Raw genomic sequence first — 15,265 nt, 5'->3', positions numbered from 1 at the left:
GGCGTCGGTATTTGCCGATATTCTTATGGCGTTTAACGCGTTTGAAAAAGCCGGCGATTGCCTCTTGTATTTTGTCTGCAAGCGGCGCAATATGCCGACGGTTTTTAGAGGTTCGGACTGCCATCAATCCGTAATGGCAGATCGATAACCCCCTGATCGATGAGGAAACACATGCTACTGACCCGACGCTCGACCCTGACCCTGGCTGTCGCCGCTGCCCTGACCCTCGCCGCCTGCGGCAAGAAGGAAGAGGCGGCCGCTCCGGGTGCCGAGGCTTCCGCCGCCGCCGCGAGCGGCAACGTGGTGAAGATCGGCTTCGCCGCGCCGCTGACCGGCCCGCAGGCGCACTACGGCGAGGAGTACAAGAACGGCGTGACGCTGGCGATCGAGGACGCCAACGCCGAGAAGCCGATGATCGGCGGGCAGGCTGTGACTTTCGAACTGGTGGCCGAGGACGACCAGGCTGACCCGAAGGCCGCGACCCAGGTCGCGCAGAAGTTCGCCGACGACAAGGTCAACGGCGTGGTCGGCCACTTCAACTCCGGCACCTCGATCCCGGCGTCCAAGATCTACTCCGACGCAGGCATCCCGATGGTCGCGATGGCGACCGCGCCGGCGTTCACCCAGCAGGGCTTCAAGAACACCTTCCGCTCGATGACCTCCGACACCCAGCAAGGCTCGGTGATGGGCAAGTACGTGGTCGAGAAGCTCGGCGCGAAGAACATCGTGATCGTCGACGACCGCACCGCTTACGGTCAGGGCCTGGCCGACGAGTTCGAGAAGGCGGTCAAGGCCGCCGGCGGCACCGTCAGCAAGCGCGAGTTCACCAACGACAAGGCGACCGACTTCGCCGCGATCCTGACCAGCATCAAGGCGCAGAACCCTGACATCATCTTCTTCGGCGGCGCCGACGCGCAGTCCGCGCCGATGGCCAAGCAGATGAAGCGTCTGGGCATCAAGGCGCCGCTGGTGTCCGGCGAAATGACCAAGACCCCGAACTTTGTGAAGCTGGCCGGCAAGGAAGCCGAAGGCACCATCGCCTCGCTGGCTGGCCTGCCGCTCGCGCAGATGCCCAAGGGCAAGGACTACGAGACCCGCTACAAGGCTCGCTTCAACACCGACGTCGCCACCTACTCGCCGTACGGCTACGACGCCGCCCGCGCGATGATCGCCGCCATGAAGAAGGCCGACTCGACCGACCCGGCCAAGTACCTGCCGCAACTGGCTGGCAACGCCTACACCGACGGCGTGACCACCAGCAACTGGGCGTACGACGACAAGGGTGACCTCAAGGACGGCGGCATCACCGTCTACCAGGTGAAGAACGGTGACTGGGTAGTACTGGAAACCGTGGGCGGCGGCGCACCGGCTGCAGCACCCGCCGCGTCTGCCGCGCAGTAAGCTGCCTCTCCGACAAAAAGCCGCCAGGGTCCCCCTGGCGGCTTTTTTGTTTCCGGCGTCAGGCGGCGCCCTGGCGTGCGCGGCGGCGGGCGAGCTGCCAGGCGAGCAAGGACAGCACCGCAAGCCCGCCCGCGCCGGTGGTGACGTAGTCGATCACCGCGGCGTCGAGTGCGGCGTCGTCGGTTTCGGGCGAGGGCGGTGGAGGCGCCGCCTGCAGCCGCGCGACTTCGGCCTCCAGCGCGGCGAGCCGGCGCTTGGCTTCGCTGAGCATGACCTGGCGTCGTTCGGCCGCCTGGGCGTCGGCAACCGGCCGCGCGCCGCTTTCCGTCGCCTGGGGCGGCTGGGCGGGTGTCGTCGGTGCGTCGGGTGCTGGCGCGGGCTTCTCCGGAGGCGGGGAAGACGGCAGCGTCGCTGCCGGCGTGGCCTTTGCCGCGGTGGCGGCTAAGGGAGTCGCGCGCACCGTCGCGCGCGGCGGCTGGGCAGGCACGGGCAGGGCGGCCGGCCGGGCCGCCTTCGCGGCGGCTTGTTGGGTGGTAGCGGCTGCCGGCAGGGTGGCCGGCAGTCTGAGCGTCGCCCCGGCGAGCAGCATGTCCGGGCTGTCGCCCGCGAACGCGTGCGGGTTGGCCCGGAAGATCGCGCGTGCCGCCTGCGCGGAGTGGGCCGGATAGTAGCGTTTGGCGAGCGCGAGCAGGGTGTCGCCGCGCCTGACCATGTGGCTGCGCGCGGCGGGCGCGCTTGTCGCGCCGTCCGCCGGCGGCGCCGGCCGGGTACGCACCGTGTACGCGCGCACCCAGCGGCCGCCTTCCCAGCTGAGCTCGACCGCGAAGCGCAGCGTCTCGCCGCGGGCCGGCGCCGGCCCTTCGACACCGACCCGCCAGATACCGTCCGCGTCTGGGCTGACGCTGATCGCCAGCTGGCCGGCGGCCGGGCTTGGCGAGGCGAGGCCGTAACGCGTGCCGTCGATGAGCCTTGCCACGGGCAAGGCGCCACCCTCGGCCGGGCCGGCGAGAGCATAGGCGCGCAGCTGTCCTTCGGGCGCGTCAAGCGTGCGCAAAGGGCCGAGTGCGGCCTCGGCGCTGGGCAGCAGCGCCGCGCCGAGCGTCAGCAGCAGCGCGGAGGATGAAGAGGATGGCATCTGCTTGAAATGGCGGGGTGTTTTTATATGTATCTGCTATTGTCTGGGGCTGCTGGCTGGCCTGTCAACGCGTGACCGGCAGCGGGCGGAGCCTAGATGAACAGGCGTCCGCGTAAGCGGCTGCGGCCGGACGCGCCGATCGCAAGCGCCGGCGCGCACCGGCTAGCGGATGGCAGGCGGTTTTGGCCGGGGGCTTTTTGCACAGACGCTGCGCACAAGGGTGTGGGGCGCTTGTGGATGGTTGCGCCAAGGCGCTGATCCGTAAGCTGAAAGCCGGTGTTGCCTAAAAACAAGGCAGTCTGGGCCGGCTATCCACCGCCGCTGCGGACAAGCCTGTGGACAGCTTGTGGGCGCCTGGCGGCAAGCCGCGGCGGGCGGGGCGTGTAGAGCGCTTGCCCAAAAAACGCGCAGGCGCGCTCGGTGTTATCATGCGCGCGAGTTTTCACGAGGAAGCACCATGACCGAGCCTGCCGTCGCCGCGCTGATCGCGCGGCTGCCCAAGACCGAGCTGCACCTGCATATCGAGGGGACACTCGAGCCCGAGCTGATGTTCGAACTCGCCGGGAAGAACGGCGTGACCCTGCCGTACGCCGACGTCGCCGCGCTGCGTGCCGCGTACGATTTTTCCGACCTGCAATCCTTCCTCGACCTCTACTACGCCGGCGCCGGCGTGCTGCAGGACGAGGACGACTTCTACCGGCTGACCTTCGCCTACCTTGAGCGCGCCCACCAGGACAAGGTGGTGCACACCGAGATCTTCTTCGACCCGCAGACGCATACCGCGCGCGGCGTGCCCTTCGCCGTGGTGCTCGCCGGCATCCGCCGTGCGCTGGCCGACGCGCATGCGAAGTGGGGCATGAGTTCCCGGCTGATCCTCTCCTTCCTGCGCCACTTAAGCGAAGAAGACGGCATGGCGACGCTTGAGCAAGCGCTGCCCTGGCTGGACGCGATCGACGGCTTCGGCCTCGATTCGAGCGAGGTCGGCCACCCGCCGGAGAAATTCGCGCGGCTGTTCGAGCGCTGCCGCGCGCTTGGCAAGCTGGTGGTCGCGCATGCGGGCGAGGAGGGGCCGCCCGGGTACGTGTGGCAGGCGCTCGCGCTTGGCGTGTGCCGGGTCGACCACGGCGTGCGCGCGCTGGAAGACGACGCGCTGGTGGAGAAGCTCGCCGCAAGCCGCATGCCGCTGACGGTGTGCCCGCTCTCCAACCTGAAGCTCTGCGTGGTCGACACCCTCGCTCACCACCCGCTGAAGAAAATGCTGGCGTTGGGGCTGTGCGCGACGGTCAACTCGGACGACCCGTCCTACTTCGGCGGCTATGTCGGCGACAACTACGTCGCTTGTCAGCAGGCGCTGTCCCTTGACGCGGACGACATCGTGCAACTGGTGAAGAACGGCTTCGAGGCGAGCTGGCTGCCCGAGGCCGAGCAGGCGCGCTACATCGCCCAGGTCGACGCCGAGTTGCAGGCATGGCGGGAGGGCACATGAGCGTGGTGTCGCCTTGCGTCGGCGCGTGCGCGCTGGACGCGGCCACGCAGACCTGCACCGGCTGCCAGCGGACGGTCGACGAGATCGCCGCGTGGTCGGCGATGGATGACGAAGAAAAGCGCGCGGTGTGGGCGCGGCTGTTGTCGCTCAAGCCGCGGGTGCGCGAGAAACGCTGCGATGCCTGCGGGGCGGCGTTCGGTTGCGGCAGCGGCGGCAAGGACGGCAGTTGCTGGTGCAACGACCTGCCCAACGTGCTGCCGCCGACGCCCGGCGTCGCCGACTGCCTGTGCCCGGACTGCCTGCGCGCGCGCCTCGCCGCCGAACACGCGGCGCGCGGCCTGCCTTTCGACGCGCGCTGAGCCTCCTTCGCAAATCCTTGAATGGAAAAGGGGAACTAATCGGCGCGGGCCCGGACGAACGGGTATGACAAAGTCGTTATGGAGGACGACATGCCTGCACTCGAACGCATCCTGGTCGCGACCGATTTTTCCCCGCTGGGCAACGCCGCGGTCCGCCGTGCGGCCCTGCTTGCCGCACGCGACGGCGCCAAGCTTCTGCTGGTGCACGCGCTGCCGCGTTTTGCCACCTTGCAGTCGGCCTTCGGCGAGCATACGCAGGTCGACCTGCAGATGCGCTCGGCTGCCGAGGCCATCGCCGGTGAACTGTTGGCCGAGGTCGACGCGATGGGCGTCGGCCAGGTCAGCTTCGAGGTGGGCGAGGGGCGCACCCACCGGGTGGTCGCCGACGCGGCCGAGAGCTTTCTGCCCGATTTGGTGGTGATCGGCGCCCACGGCAAGGGCCTGCTCCAGCAGTTTTTCCTGGGCGGCAGCGCCGCGCGCATCCTGTCGCAGTCGCGTTGCCCGGTGCTGGTGGTGCGCGAAGAGGCGCGCGCCGACTACACGCAACTGATCGCCGCGGTCGATCTGGGCCCGCGCTCCGCCATCGTGATCGACACGGCGCGGACGGTCGGCGGCGCGGCGCCCCTGGCTGCCGTGCACGCGTACACCGCGCCCTTCGAGGCGGCGATGCGCTACAAGCACTTCCCCGAGCAGGACATCCTGCGCTACGTCTCCGACGAAGCCGACGCGGCGAAAGAGAGCATGGACGCGCTGGTCGCCCCGTACGGCGGCGCAGTCGACGGCCGTGTGGTGTACGGCGACCCCAACCCGGCGCTGCCCGAAGCCGTGCGCGAACTGGGCGCGGGGCTGATCGCCGTCGGCAAGCATGGCGGTACCCGTGTCGAGGAGGCCATCATGGGCAGCGTGCCGCGTTTCCTGGCGTATTACGCGCCGTGCGACGTGCTGGTGTGCTGACGTAAACCTGGCCTGACCGGACCAAAGGGGGGGGGCATGCCGGTTGCGCTTGCCGATATCTGCTTGCTGGCGGGGGCAGTGGTGCTCGCCGCGCTTGGCGGCGAAACGTTCCTGCGCGCGATTGTCGGCGCGTCGGGCGCGTTCAGGGTGCCCAAGGCGGTGGTCGCGACCACGCTGGCAGCGTGCGCGACCTCCAGCCCCGAGTTGACTGTCTCGACGGTCGCCGCGCTGTCCGGCTCGCCGCAGATCGGTCTGGGTGACGCGCTGGGCAGCAACGTCGCCAATATCGCGCTGATCTTCGGCCTGGCCCTGCTGTTCGCGCCGGTGCGCGCCGATGCGGGGGCTCTGGGCGCCGACTACAAGCTCGCGCTATTCGCGCCGCTGCTCACTTTCCTGTTCCTGATGGATGGCGTCCTCTCGCGGGCCGAGGCACTGTTGCTGTTGGCAGTGTTTGCCGGATGGCTGATGTGGACGCTGCGAGCGGTGCGCGCTTCGCGTGCCGACGCTCGCGACACTGGCGCGCCGCATCTTCCGGCCGGCCGCATCGCCTTGCTCGGGGTGGCCGGTCTCGCCTGCCTCGTGCTGGCCGGCCGCCTGTTCGTGCTGGGTGCAAGCGGCGTCGCCGCGTCGTTCGGCGTCGGCGGCTACGTGGTCGGCGTGCTGCTGGTCGCCTTCGGCACTTCGCTGCCGGAACTGGTGACGGTGCTGTTGTCGCGCCTGCGCGGCCACGACGACATCGGCGTCGGCACCCTGATCGGCAGCAACCTGTTTAACGGGCTGGCCATCGTCGGCGTCGCCGGCCTGATCCACCCGATCGCCGTGCCGCGCGCCGAGGTGGCGCTGACGCTCGCCTGCGGCATCACCGCCTTGCTGCTGCTGCGCCCCAATGCAGAGGGGCTGATCGGCCGCGGCCGCGGCGTGCTTTTGCTGTCGCTCTACGCAGGCTTTGTTTGGGGAACCTTGCAATGAATGAAACCGCGGGCCGCCGGGCCCGACCCGCTACCGAATCCTGGCACGCCATCGAGCCTCGTGATGTCGTCACCCGCCTGGCGAGCGATGCCTTGGCCGGCCTGTCAGCCGACGAAGCGGAGCAGCGCCTGGCCGACACCGGCGAAAACCGGCTGGCCGAGGTGCCGCCGCGCAGCGCCTGGCTCAAGTTTGCCGACCAGTTCAAGGGCCTGCTGGTGTTGATCCTGCTCGGCGCGGCACTGCTCGCCGGCGTGGTTGGTGAACTGAAGGACGCGGTGGTGATCGTGGTGGTGGTGGTCCTCAACGCGACACTGGGTTTCGTGCAGGAGCACCGCGCCGAGGCGGCGCTCGCCGCGCTCAAGGGCATGCTCGCGCCGGTGGCGCGCGTGCGCCGCGGTGGCGAGGTGTGCCAGGTCGACGCGGCGACGCTGGTGCCGGGCGACGTGCTGCTCCTGGAGGCGGGCGACAGGGTCGGCGCCGACGCGCGGGTGCTGTCGGCGCACGGCGCCGAAGTGGCCGAGGCGGCGCTCACCGGCGAGGCGCATCCGGTGGCCAAGCTCACCGACACGCTGGCGGCGGAGACGCCGCTGGCCGAGCGCAGCAACCTGGTGTTCATGAACACGGTGCTCACCCGCGGCCGCATCGAGGCGATGGTCACCGCGACCGGCATGCGTACCGAGATGGGGCAACTGGCCGGCCTGCTCGCCGAGACCGCGGAGGGGGCGACCCCCCTGCAGCGCCAGCTCGACGTGCTGGGCAAGCGGCTCGGGCTGATCGCCTGCGCGGTGGTCGCGCTGATGTTCGTGCTCGGCATCGCGCGCGGCGAGCCGCTGGTCGAGACTGCGATGGTCGCCATCGCGCTGGCGGTTGCCGCGATCCCCGAGGGCCTGCCCGCGGTGGTGACGGTGACGCTCGCCTTGGGCATGCACCGCATGGCCAAGCACCAGGCGATCGTCAAGCGCCTCGCCGCCGTCGAGACGCTGGGCTGCACCACGGTGATCTGCTCGGACAAGACCGGCACGCTGACGCTCAACCAGATGACCGCGCGCGTGCTCTACACGGCGGGCGAGCGCCACGCGGTCAGCGGCGAGGGCTACGGGGAGAAAGGCGGGATCGCCGGGCCCTTGCCGGCGGCCGCCTTGCGGGAAGTGCTGCTCGCGGCTTCGCTGTGCGTCGACGCGCGCATCCGTGACGGCGAGTTGATCGGCGACCCGACCGAGGGCGCCTTGCTCGCGCTCGCGGCCAAGGTGGGGCTGGACGCGGCCGACGCGCAGGCGCACCGTCCGCGCATCGCCGAGATCCCGTTCGATTCGGCGGTCAAGTTCATGGCGACCTTCCACCACGAGGGCAGCCATGTGCGCATGTGCGTGAAAGGCGCGCCGGACGTGCTGCTCGGGCGCGCTGCCGCGTGGCGCGGCGCGGACGGCCCCTTGCCGCTGGACGCAGCCGCGCGCGCGCGTTTTGCTACCGAGAACGACGCGCTGGCCGGCGAGGCGATGCGCGTGCTCGCGCTGGCCGAGCGCTGGATCCCCGCCGACGAATTCGACCCGGGGGGCGAACTGCTCGCCTGGGTCGACGAGCTGACGTTCGTCGCGCTGATCGGCATCATCGACCCGCCGCGCCCGGAGGCGCGCGCGGCGATCGCGCTGTGTCAGGCGGCAGGGATAGACGTGAAGATGATCACCGGCGACCACCGGGTGACCGCCGCGGCGATCGCGCGCGAACTGGGCCTCGAGGGCGAGGTGCACGAGGGGCGCGCGCTCGACGCATTGTCCGACGAGGCGCTCTCAGAGGTGGTCGGCAGGAGCGCGGTGTTCGCGCGCGTCGCGCCCGAGCACAAGTTGCGCATCGTCGAGGCGCTCAAGGCGCGCGGCGAGGTGGTCGCGATGACCGGCGACGGCGTCAACGACGCGCCGGCGCTCAAGCGGGCCGACATCGGTGTCGCGATGGGCATCACCGGCACCGAGGTGAGCAAGGAGGCGGCGACGCTGGTGCTCACCGACGACAACTTCGCGACCATCGTGCGCGCGATCGAGGAGGGGCGGACCATCTACGACAATATCGTCAAGTTCGTCCGCTTTCAGCTCTCGACCAACGTCGGCGCCATCCTCACCGTGCTCGCCGCGCCGTTGCTGGGGCTGGCCACGCCGTTCACCGCGATCCAGCTGCTGTGGGTCAACATCATCATGGACGGGCCGCCGGCGATGACGCTCGGCGTCGAGCCCCCGCGCGAGGGGGTGATGCAGGCCGCGCCGCGCGAGGCGGACGCGTCCATCCTGTCCTGGCAGCGGCTGTGGCGGATCATGCTCTACGGCGCGACGATGGCCGCCGGCACCCTCGGCGTCTACCTGTGGGCGCAGGGGGGAAGTGACGCGGCGTCGGCAAGCACGCTGGCGTTCACCACCTTCGTGCTGTTCCAGTTCTTCAATATCTTCAACGCGCGCGCCGAGTTCGGCTCTGCGTTCAACCGCCAGTTCTTCAGCAACGGCAAGCTGTGGCTGGCGCTTGGCGGGGTCGTCGCGCTGCAGGTGCTGGTCGTGCACTGGGCGCCGGCGCAGGCGGTGTTCGACACCGTCGAGCTCACGGCCAGCCAGTGGGCGCTCGCTGCGGCGGTCGCCTCGAGCACGCTGTTGCTGGAAGAGGCGCGCAAGCTCTTGCTGCGGCTATTCTGCTCCCGTAGATAGGACGGTGGGCGTGCGGACGGGCCCGGTTGCGACAGGCAGCCGGGCCCGTTTCGTTTGGCAGGGCCCGCGCCGTGCGTGTTCAGGGGGGGGCGCCGGCTTGGCTGGGCGGCTGCACGGAAGCGGCGGGGGCCGGCGTAGCTCATTACTTTACGTTTTTCTGATGTTAACTTGAATACATGATGATTTATTGATGTAACGCCGAGGCGTAAATTCTCCGTCATCGAAGCGGGCGGCCGGCAGCCCGCGCCAGACAGTCGTGGTCCGCGCAGGCGGGCCTCACCCAAGGTAATCGGAGGATCATCATGTCTCAGACGCTGCCCTGTCTTTTTGTCGACCTGCCGGTCGTGCGTGCCAACGCCCAGGCGATGGTCGAGTTGTGCGAAGCCTCGGGTATCCACCCGGTCGGCATCACCAAGCTTGCCTGCGGTGCGCCCGAAGTGGCCGAAGCCTTTGTCGAGGGCGGCATCCGCGTCGTCGGCGACTCCCGCGTCAACAACCTCGCCAAATTCAAGGACCTGCCGGTCGAAAAGCTGCTGCTGCGCATCCCGTCGGTCAGCAACGCGCTGGACACCGTCCGCTACGCCGACGTCTCGCTGAACTCCGAACCGCATACCGTGCGGGCGCTGTCCGCCGCCGCCGTCGCGCTGGGCCGCACCCACAAGGTGATCGTGATGCACGACCTGGGCGATTTGCGCGAGGGCTGCTTCAGCGCGGACGACACCGTCGCGCTGGCCCGGCTGGTGACCGAGCTGCCGGGCCTCACGCTCGAAGGGCTGGGCACCAACCTCGCGTGCTACGGCGGCGTCGAGCCGACCACCGACAACCAGCAGCAACTGGTCGACATCGCGCACCGCATCGAGCGCGAACTGGGCGTGAAGCTGCAGGTGGTCTCCGGCGCAAGCTCGGCCGCGCTGCCCCTGCTGCTGCGCGGCGGCATGCCCGAGGGCGTCAACCAGCTGCGTCTGGGCGCGTCCTTGCTGATGGGTATTGGTCTTAACGACGACCCGATCCCGGGCACCAGCCAGGACACCATGCGGCTGGGTGTCGAGATTGTCGAGCTGAAGGAAAAGCCTTCGGTGCCGGTCAATTCGACCGCGCTGGACGCCTTCGGCAACAAGCCGGTGTTCGAGGACTTCGGCATCCGCAAGCGCGCGATCTGCGCGATCGGCAAGCAGGACGTCAACTTCGACGACCTGATCCCGCAGGACAAGGCGGTGCGCATCATCGGCGGCAGCTCCGACCACCTGATCCTCGACGTGACCGACTCCGACCTCGACTACCAGGTCGGCGACACCGTGTACTTCGCGCTGAGCTACGGCGGCGCGCTGCAATGCATGACTTCCGAGTACGTGCGCAAGGAATACCTGCACTGAAACCGGTGCATTTGATTTGGAACCCTCCCAAGGAGTCTCTTTATGACTGAACTCGTTCAAGACGGCGCCCCGGCTGCCACCGGCGCAGCCGAGCCCAAGCTCAAGCTCGGTGCGCTGACCGCGCTGGTGGTCAGCGCGCTGATCGCCGCCGGCATCTTCTCGCTGCCGCAGAACATGGCCGCGTCTGCCGGCGCCGGCGCGATCATCATCGGCTGGGCGATCACCTTCGTCGGCATGCTGATGCTCGCCTTCGTGTTCCAGACGCTGGCCAACCGCAAGCCCGACGTCGAAGGCGGCGTGTACGGCTACGCCCGTGCCGGTTTCGGCCCGTACATGGGCTTCAACTCGGCGTGGGGCTACTGGATCTCGGCGTGGATCGGCAACGTGTCGTACTACGTGGTGATCTTCTCCGCGTTCAGCTCGTTCGCCGGGCTCGAATTCTTCGGCGAGGGCAACACGCTGCCGGCGATCATCTGTTCGTCCATCCTGCTGTGGGCGTACCACTTCCTGATCTGCCGCGGCATCCAGGGCGCCGCGATGATCAACATCGTCACCACCGTCGCCAAGCTGATCCCGCTGGGCCTCTTCCTGGTGCTGGTGTTCGTCGCCTTCAAGATCGAGACCTTCCAGCTCGACTTCTGGGGCCGTCCGGAACTCGGCTCCATTCTCGACCAGGTCAAGAGCACCATGCTGGTGACCACCTGGGTGTTCATCGGCATCGAAGGCGCGTCGATCTTCTCCAGCCGCGCCGAAAAGATGGCCGACGTGGGCAAGGCGACGATGATCGGCTTCGCGCTGTCGATCATGATGTTCGTCGCGGTGTCGCTGCTGTCGCTGGGCGTGCTCTCGCAGCCGGAACTGGCCGCGCTGAAGAACCCGTCGACCGCCGGCGTGCTCAAGGCTGCCGTGGGTGACTGGGGTGCGACGCTGATGAACGCGGGCCTGATCATCTCGGTGGGCGGCGCGCTGCTCGCCTGGACCCTGCTCGCCGCAGAAGTGCCTTACCTCGCAGGCAAGGACGGCACCATGCCGGCTTTCCTGGGCAAGACCAACGCCAAGGGTGCCCCGGTCAACGCGCTCTTGCTGACCAACGGCCTGGTGCAGCTGTTCCTGATCATCACCCTGTTCAACGGCTCGGCCTACCTCGACCTCCTGTACCTCGCGACGTCGATGATCCTGATCCCGTACCTGCTGTGCGCGCTCTACGCGGTGATGATCGCCGTGCGCAAGGACGGCTACCAGGGCGCTGAAGGCGCCGCCGGTAAGGACCTGGCCATCGGCGTGCTCGCCTCGGTGTACGGTTGCTGGCTGCTGTACGCGGCAGGCCCCAAGTACCTGCTGCTGTCGATGGTGCTGTACGCACCGGGCATCCTGTTCTACGTGAAGGCCCGTAGCGAACAGAAGCTCGCGGTGTTCACCCGCAACGAGATGGTGCTCGCCGGCATCGCCGTCCTGCTCGGCCTGATCGCCGCCTGGCAGCTTGCTACCGGTGCGCTGACCATCTGATCCACCCGTTTCTCTCCGTGATGTACTCAGTTTGCCCCCGCCCGTGCGGGGGCCTTTTTTTGCGCGCTTGATGGTGGTCAACACTGGCGTGGGTCGTGCCTGCTAGCCTCCCTCCCCATCAGGCCAGCGCCCGGGACAGTGGCGCGGCCTTCACGGAGGAGGGTAGGGGCCATGCGGCTCGATAATTTCGATTTGCGCCTGTTGCGCATTTTCATGGTGATCGTCGAGAGCGGCGGTTTTTCGGCGGCGCAGGCACGGCTGGGGATGAGCCAGTCGGCGATCAGCTGCAAGATGAACGACCTGGAGACCCGGCTGGGCATGCGCTTGTGCCAGCGCGGGCGCAGCGGTTTCAGGCTGACCCAGGAAGGCGAGCAGGTCTACGAGGAGACGCTGTCGCTGCTTCGCGAGGTCGGCGACTACGAGGGCAGGCTCGGGCAGATCCGCGACAAGATCTTCGGCCATGTGCGCATTGGTCTCGTTGACACCGTCGCGATGAACCCGGCGTGCCGGCTATCGGCGGCCATCGCGGCATTCAACCGGCAGTATCCCGAGGTTGGCGTCACCCTCGACGTGATGGACAGCAACGAGATCGAGGCGCTGCTGTTGCAGGGCAAGCTCAATATCGGGCTGACCTCGAGCGAACACGAAATGCCGGGCCTGAGCTACCGCACGCTGTTCTGCGAGCGCCAGCGCCTGTACGCGGCGGCCGACCACCCGCTGTTCTCGCTTGCCGAGCGGCCCTCGCGCAAGAAGGACCTGATGCCGTACGCGATCGCCGGGCGCGGCAAACCGGGGGTGACGCCGGTGGACGCGGCCGAGGGCTTCACGGTGCGCGCCTCGAGCGCGCATATGGAAGGCACCGCCGTGCTGTTGCTGTCGGGCGAACTGATCGGCTACCTGCCCGAACACTACGCGCGGCCGTGGGTCGAGGCGGGCCGCCTGCGTTGCCTCGACATGCCCGCGCTCGACTATTTCCCGCCCTTCATGCTGACCCTGCCGCGCTACGGCATGCGCTCGCAGGCGACCGAAAGGCTGGTCGAGGAGATCGAGCGCGCGCACCCGCAAGGCGCGAGCGTGCCGGTTAAGGCCGGCACGCCCGAGCCTGCCTAGTTGCGCGTATAGGGGATGGTCATCAGCGCGCTGCCCAGCGCGTTTGCGTGCAGCAGGAAGCCGACCATGTTCGGCGTAACCTTGCCCTCGATCGGCAGCTTGTCGACCTTGAGTGCCCACACCTTGTATTCGTAACGGTGCATGCCGTCCGCCTGCGGCGGGCAGGGGCCGCCGTAGCGGTCGGTGCCGAAGTCGTTGTACGCCATCTTGGCGCCCTTGGGCAGCCTGGCCGGGTCAGAGCCGGCACCTTCGGCCAGGCCCTTGGCGCTGGCGGGAATGTCGTAGGCGAGCCAGTGCCACCAACCGCCGCCGGTTGGCGCGTCCGGGTCGTGCAGCGTCACCGCGAAGCTCTTGGTGCCGGCCGGCGCGTTGTGCCAGGCAAGCGGGGGTGACACGTTCTGTCCGGTGCAACCCCAGCCGTCGTAGGCGAAGCGTTGCGGCAAGGGCGTACCGTCGGTCAGGGCCGGGCTTTGCAGCGCGAAACATGCGCTGCCGGGTTTGGCCGGCCAGCAGATGTCGTTACTTTTCTCTGCCGCGAAGGCGCCACCGGCTGCGAGGCCGGCGGCGAGCAGCAGCAAGCTGCGGGTGGGGGTCATGGAAGCTCCTTTTGACTACTTGAACACGCCGACCAGCTTGAGCACGAAGATCAGGATGACGGCGCCCAGGATGCCGAAAGCGAGGCCGGCGAGCGAGAAGCCGCCGGCAGCGTCGGCCGATGCGAAGCCCAGCAGGTCGCCGAACACCCAGCGCCCGAGCGCCGAGCCGACGATGCCGACCAGGATGTTGGCGATCGCGCCTTGCTGCGCGTCGGTGCCCATGATCTTGCTCGCCAGCCAGCCAATCAGCGCGCCGACGATCAGGGTGATGATCCAGCCCATGCCTGCTCCTTTTCCAGAGGGATACGACGGACGAAAAAACGGTGCGCGGCAGCATGCCGCGCACCGTCAGGTGCACAGAGGCTTAGCCCTGCTTGTCGAAATGATAGGCGCTCTCGCCGAATTCGCCCTTGTCCAGCCCCTCGTCCTCGACGGCTGGGCTTACGCGCGGCTTGTGGACGAGCTTCATGATGATCCAGGTGACGACGAAGGAATACACGGCGACCACCACCACCGCAAGCAGTTGGATCGCGAACTGGTGCAGGCCGCCCGTCACGTCGTCGACCGCGCGGTTGGCGAGCAGGCCGACCAGTAGCGAGCCGGTGACACCGCCGACGCCGTGCGCGCGGAACACCTCGAGCGCGTCGTCGAAGCGGTAGCGCTGCTGGACGGCCTTGGCGAAGTAGCACACCGTCGCGCCGATCGCGCCGATCAGCACGGCGGATGCAGGCTCCACGTAGCCCGCCGTCGGCGTGATCGTCGCCAGGCCCGCCACGCCGCCGACCATCACGCCGGCAAAGGAGGGTTTCTTCTCGACGCGCCAGGCGATGGCCAGCCACACGCACATGGCGACCGCGCCGGCGATCGCGGTGTTGACGAAGGCGTAGGCCGCCAGACCGTTGGCCGCGTAGGCGCCCCCTGCGTTGAAGCCGAACCAGCCGAACCACAGCAGGCCGGTGCCGACGGCGACGATCGGCAGGTTGGACGGCGGCGTCTCCTCGCCCGGCTTGAGGTCACGCTTGCCCAGGAACAGCACGGTGGCGAGCGCGGCGAAGCCTGCGGTGGTGTGCACCACGATGCCGCCGGCGAAGTCGATCACGCCGAGCTTCTGCATGAAGCCGCCGCCCCAGATCCAGTGCGCGACCGGCACGTAGATCAGCAGGATCCACAGCACGATGAAGGCGAGGAAGGCCTTGAAGCTGAAGCGTTCGGCGAACGCGCCGGTGATCAGCGCCGGCGTGATGATGGCGAACATCATCTGGTAGGCGAAGAACATGATGAAGGGGATGGACGGCGCGTAACCCGGGTGCGGGATCACGCTGACGTTGTTCAGCGCGAAGAACGACATGTCGCCGATCAGGCCGCCGACGTCGGGGCCGAAGGCGAGGCTGAAACCGCCGAAGATCCAGACGACGGTGACGACGCCCATGCAGATGAAGTTCTGCATCATGATCGACAGCATGCTGCGGCTGCGCACCAGGCCGCCGTAGAACAGCGCGAGCCCCGGTGTCATCAGGCAGACCAGTGCCGTGCACAGGATGATGAAGGCGGTATCGCCCGTATTGATGATGTACATGGAGCTGACTCCAGCGAATGCCGCGGTTTTGCCGCGGCGGGTGAACCACGGCCGGCGCACGCGCCGGCCTCCCGTTCCTACTTTATGGAGCACGGGTAGCATTTGTGCCGCGAATA

13 protein-coding genes are annotated in these 15,265 nt (G+C 68.2%); 9 read left to right on the top strand and 4 right to left on the bottom strand.

Annotation, left to right across the window (positions count from 1 at the left end; all coding sequences use genetic code 11):
- Positions 1 to 171: 171 nt before the first annotated feature.
- Positions 172 to 1,401: a branched-chain amino acid ABC transporter substrate-binding protein gene (locus E5K04_RS07135; protein WP_136552425.1), complete on the top strand. Its 1,230-nt coding sequence runs from the start codon at positions 172 to 174 to the stop codon at positions 1,399 to 1,401.
- 58 nt (positions 1,402 to 1,459) lie between these two features.
- Here the strand turns inward: E5K04_RS07135 and E5K04_RS07130 are convergent, their stop codons facing one another.
- Positions 1,460 to 2,536, bottom strand: coding sequence for a hypothetical protein (locus E5K04_RS07130; RefSeq protein WP_136552423.1), 1,077 nt, complete (start codon positions 2,534 to 2,536; stop codon positions 1,460 to 1,462).
- A 457-nt stretch (positions 2,537 to 2,993) separates the two neighbouring features.
- On the opposite strand from E5K04_RS07130, the gene E5K04_RS07125 reads away from it, so the two are divergent.
- The 8 genes from E5K04_RS07125 to E5K04_RS07090 all read left to right on the top strand — a co-directional run bounded on the left by E5K04_RS07125 (position 2,994) and on the right by E5K04_RS07090 (position 12,977).
- Positions 2,994 to 4,022 carry an adenosine deaminase gene (locus E5K04_RS07125; RefSeq protein ID WP_136552421.1) on the top strand — a complete coding sequence of 343 codons (1,029 nt, stop codon included), beginning with the start codon at positions 2,994 to 2,996 and terminating at the stop codon, positions 4,020 to 4,022.
- Entirely contained in the window at positions 4,019 to 4,381 is a 363-nt protein-coding gene (locus tag E5K04_RS07120; RefSeq protein WP_136552419.1) for a cysteine-rich CWC family protein, read from the top strand. Before E5K04_RS07125 ends, E5K04_RS07120 begins: the two co-directional genes overlap by 4 nt.
- Positions 4,382 to 4,471: 90 nt before the next feature.
- The gene (locus E5K04_RS07115) at positions 4,472 to 5,335 is read left to right on the top strand and encodes a universal stress protein (protein WP_136552417.1); all 864 of its coding nucleotides are present in this window, start codon (positions 4,472 to 4,474) and stop codon (positions 5,333 to 5,335) included.
- A 36-nt stretch (positions 5,336 to 5,371) separates the two neighbouring features.
- Positions 5,372 to 6,304, top strand: coding sequence for a sodium:calcium antiporter (locus E5K04_RS07110; protein ID WP_136552415.1), 933 nt, complete (start codon positions 5,372 to 5,374; stop codon positions 6,302 to 6,304).
- Positions 6,301 to 8,988, top strand: a complete 2,688-nt coding sequence (locus E5K04_RS07105) for a calcium-translocating P-type ATPase, PMCA-type (protein WP_136552413.1) — start codon at positions 6,301 to 6,303, stop codon at positions 8,986 to 8,988. The genes E5K04_RS07110 and E5K04_RS07105 overlap by 4 nt, the downstream gene beginning before the upstream one ends.
- 302 nt (positions 8,989 to 9,290) lie before the next feature.
- Positions 9,291 to 10,361: an alanine/ornithine racemase family PLP-dependent enzyme gene (locus E5K04_RS07100; RefSeq protein ID WP_136552411.1), complete on the top strand. Its 1,071-nt coding sequence runs from the start codon at positions 9,291 to 9,293 to the stop codon at positions 10,359 to 10,361.
- Between the two features lie 42 nt (positions 10,362 to 10,403).
- Complete coding sequence (gene arcD, locus E5K04_RS07095; RefSeq protein WP_136552409.1) at positions 10,404 to 11,867, top strand: arginine-ornithine antiporter; 1,464 nt, start codon at positions 10,404 to 10,406, stop codon at positions 11,865 to 11,867.
- 171 nt (positions 11,868 to 12,038) lie between these two features.
- Complete coding sequence (locus tag E5K04_RS07090; protein WP_136552407.1) at positions 12,039 to 12,977, top strand: LysR family transcriptional regulator; 939 nt, start codon at positions 12,039 to 12,041, stop codon at positions 12,975 to 12,977.
- Here the strand turns inward: E5K04_RS07090 and E5K04_RS07085 are convergent.
- The 3 genes from E5K04_RS07085 to E5K04_RS07075 form a co-directional block, all read right to left on the bottom strand.
- The gene (locus tag E5K04_RS07085; RefSeq protein ID WP_136552405.1) at positions 12,974 to 13,573 is read right to left on the bottom strand and encodes a YbhB/YbcL family Raf kinase inhibitor-like protein; all 600 of its coding nucleotides are present in this window, start codon (positions 13,571 to 13,573) and stop codon (positions 12,974 to 12,976) included. The two genes, E5K04_RS07090 and E5K04_RS07085, sit on opposite strands and share 4 nt — an antisense overlap.
- A 15-nt stretch (positions 13,574 to 13,588) precedes the next feature.
- Positions 13,589 to 13,855 (bottom strand): GlsB/YeaQ/YmgE family stress response membrane protein, encoded by a 267-nt coding sequence (locus tag E5K04_RS07080; RefSeq protein ID WP_136552403.1) that lies wholly within the window; start codon positions 13,853 to 13,855, stop codon positions 13,589 to 13,591.
- Positions 13,856 to 13,937: 82 nt separating this feature from the next.
- Positions 13,938 to 15,149 (bottom strand): ammonium transporter, encoded by a 1,212-nt coding sequence (locus tag E5K04_RS07075; protein WP_136552401.1) that lies wholly within the window; start codon positions 15,147 to 15,149, stop codon positions 13,938 to 13,940.
- Positions 15,150 to 15,265: the final 116 nt, after the last annotated feature.

The organism is Crenobacter intestini (genome assembly GCF_004919095.1).
Classification (GTDB): domain Bacteria; phylum Pseudomonadota; class Gammaproteobacteria; order Burkholderiales; family Chromobacteriaceae; genus Craterilacuibacter; species Craterilacuibacter intestini.
This window is presented reverse-complemented; position numbering and strand designations above follow the sequence as displayed.